This is a genomic window from Roseateles sp. P5_B10 (assembly GCF_056400485.1).
In genome coordinates this window covers 1-2452 of sequence record NZ_JBFULE010000770.1, presented here as the reverse complement: position 1 = coordinate 2452, position 2452 = coordinate 1, and the positions used below count along the sequence as shown (strand labels likewise).

Here is a 2452-nt window from a genome sequence, read left to right as displayed (position 1 = left end):
GCTGCGCTCTGGTCAGCTCTTCATTGATTCGGGCAGCTTCTGTCACCTGCTTGGTGATGCGGTCCTTCGCGTCCACCAGATAGGTCACAGTCAATATCAGCGTGTAGGCGATGGTGAACGTCAATAGCTGGTAGACAAGCGACGTGCTCCACGTTTCCCCGAACGTCGGCCAGCGCTTGTTGCCCCACGGATTGAAGATCGTCTGGAGCCACGCATACCAGCATTCAGTGATCGTGCTGATGATGGCGAACGTTGCCAGATGCAGCGTGACGGTGCCTACGCTGGCTCTGCGAATGAGCGGGTAGCGCAAGGCCAGCTGGACGACGAGTGGCGTCGCCAACGCCCATGGCAACCACAGGGCCAGTTCGATCAAGAACAACGGCGCCCAGGGATGCGTTCTGCCTTCCAGGCGCATGATCGCCACGGTTTGACACGCGTCGAACAGCGCGCCGGCCGTCCAGGCTGCGGCGATCCAGCGCCAACGGCTCGAGGCTGCATACCGTCCCAAGGAGAGCATGCCGGCGACGATACCTTAGGCGCAATTAGCCTCCACGCGTTCTGCAGCGAACGGCGGCCGGCATGCAGGGAGCGGTCTGGCCTCGTCCCTGCGGACTGCCTAGACTGACTCAAGTCGCTGCGCACGGGCCCGGGCCCTCGAGAGGCACGCGGGGAGATCTCACACAACCAAACGGAGATGGCAATATGAAACGATCGATGGCTTTGATTCTTTCATTCTGGTCGCTCACGGTCGCTGCCCTGGCTGACACACCGGTTCCTCCTTCGACGCAGGCGGCCGTCGAGGAAATCAGGCAGCTAGGGAAAGAGATGGGGGATGCGATGGTGGCACTCGACATCGACAAGATTGACCAAATTTTTGGTGATGACTGGGTGTCGGTCGGATCATCGGGCGGCGTATCAACCAAGCGAATGCTCCTGAACGACGTCAAGACGGGYAAGAAGAGGCTTACGTGGTTCGAGCTGCGGCCGATCGATGTACAGGTCTTCGGTGAAGTCGCCATTGCTCAGGGCAACGTGGCCGAGAAGAGATTCGTCGACGGTCGGGAGATCTATATGGAACTCGTCTATGCGGACATCCTGAAAAAGCGCGACGGCCGCTGGGTGGTCGTGCAAAGCATGGGTGCCAAGGTTCGGTAAGTGCGGGGATGTCGTTGCGAATGCGGATGAAGACCTGCTTCGCGCACGCCCATCAGCCTTGAGGCGCGCAACGACTCGCGCGGGCTCGAACCAGGCGTGTCCTCCAGCGGATCACAGTGCCATTACCGAGGCCCGCACGCGATGTCGGTGAGGACGACGAGGCGCGGCTTCGCGGGAGGCGCTTCGGGCGCGGCCGAAGTGCCTCCCGACGGCATGAGTGCGCCGAGCAGCGGGGTGAATGCGAGTCTGAGCATGGATGGCGTCGTCATGGGTCAGCGACCCGAAGTCGCTGGGCCCGTCCTGCGTTTCAATGCGCCGGCTTGGCGATGCTCGGCGTCATGGGCAACGGCGATCATGGTCTGCCCGTCGTCAGCGCATGTGCCTGCCGTCAGCGCAGCGGCATGATGCGCACCATGATCACGCCGTGAGGCGCGACCTTGCCGCCATAGCTGCCGCTGACGTTCTTCGTGACCTTCTTGCTCCACAGGTCCTTCACGTCGGCCTTCTGGTCGATGGGCAACTGGAGCAGGTCCCAAACCACCTTCATGTTGGCCGGCGTCTTGCCGCGGTTGAACAGCACCACCGCGTGCTCACCGCCAGACAGCGGACGCACCGAGACCTCAAGATCGCCTTCCTTCAGTGTGCGGTGGCCTTGCTTGCCCAGTGGATCCTGGTCGGCGGCGATGACATCCTTGTTGGTGAGGATGCGCAGCGTCTCGGCGTCCATCTTCGACAGGTCGTTGCCGGCGATCAGCGGCGCGGCCAGCCGCATGTCAAGGAGCCGGCGTCGGAGTAGAGGCCGAACGGGAAGAATTCCACCGGCACGATGTCAAAGAATGCTCCACCACTGCACGACCCCGCCGGTGCACTGCCACTGCCGTACTTCCGCGCCGGGGGTCTTCCCGCCGTTGAAGTCATCCAGGCAGAGGTTGCTGTTGCGGTTGACGATGTTGAGCTGGCCGCCGTCCGCGTTGACGAGGCGCCATTGCTGGACGGCCTGGCCGTTGCAGGTGGATTGCTGGATGGCGGAGCCGGGGGCGGTCTTCCCGTCGGTATCGTCGAGGCACAGGCCGCTGTTGACGTTGACGATCGTGACGTAGCCGTCGGCCGCAGGCACGATATTCCATTGCTGCGCCGCCGACCCGTTGCACGTCCACTGCACGACGGGCGAGCCGGCCGCGGTGGCCGAGTTGTAGTCGTCGAGACAGAGACCGTTGTACTCATTCTTGATCGCACGGCCCGCCAGCGTCGTGGAAATGTCGGCCGCGTATTTCGCCGCGACCAGATTGGCCTGGAC

General features: G+C 62.8%; 4 protein-coding genes. 1 reads left to right on the top strand and 3 read right to left on the bottom strand.

All coding sequences use genetic code 11. From position 1 onward, the window contains the following. Positions 1-517: hypothetical protein (locus tag AC1DU6_RS27350; RefSeq protein WP_477860967.1), on the bottom strand; the 517-nt coding region annotated here is incomplete at its 3' end. A 185-nt stretch (positions 518-702) separates the two neighbouring features. Here AC1DU6_RS27350 and AC1DU6_RS27345 point away from each other — a divergent pair. Beyond that, complete coding sequence (locus AC1DU6_RS27345; RefSeq protein ID WP_457391423.1) at positions 703-1155, top strand: nuclear transport factor 2 family protein; 453 nt, start codon at positions 703-705, stop codon at positions 1153-1155. Between the two features lie 388 nt (positions 1156-1543). Here the strand turns inward: AC1DU6_RS27345 and AC1DU6_RS27340 are convergent, their stop codons facing one another. Further along, a complete protein-coding gene (locus AC1DU6_RS27340; RefSeq protein ID WP_457325148.1) occupies positions 1544-1927 on the bottom strand; it encodes a hypothetical protein in 384 nt (127 codons plus the stop codon). Between the two features lie 57 nt (positions 1928-1984). After that, a partial coding sequence (locus AC1DU6_RS27335; protein WP_477860964.1) for an RICIN domain-containing protein occupies positions 1985-2452 on the bottom strand: 468 nt, incomplete at its 5' end.

Coding starts and splice junctions, on each gene's coding strand:
- AC1DU6_RS27340 (WP_457325148.1), bottom strand. CDS start 1,927: ATGCGGCTGGCCGCGCCGCTGATCGCCGGCAACGACCTGTCGAAGATG.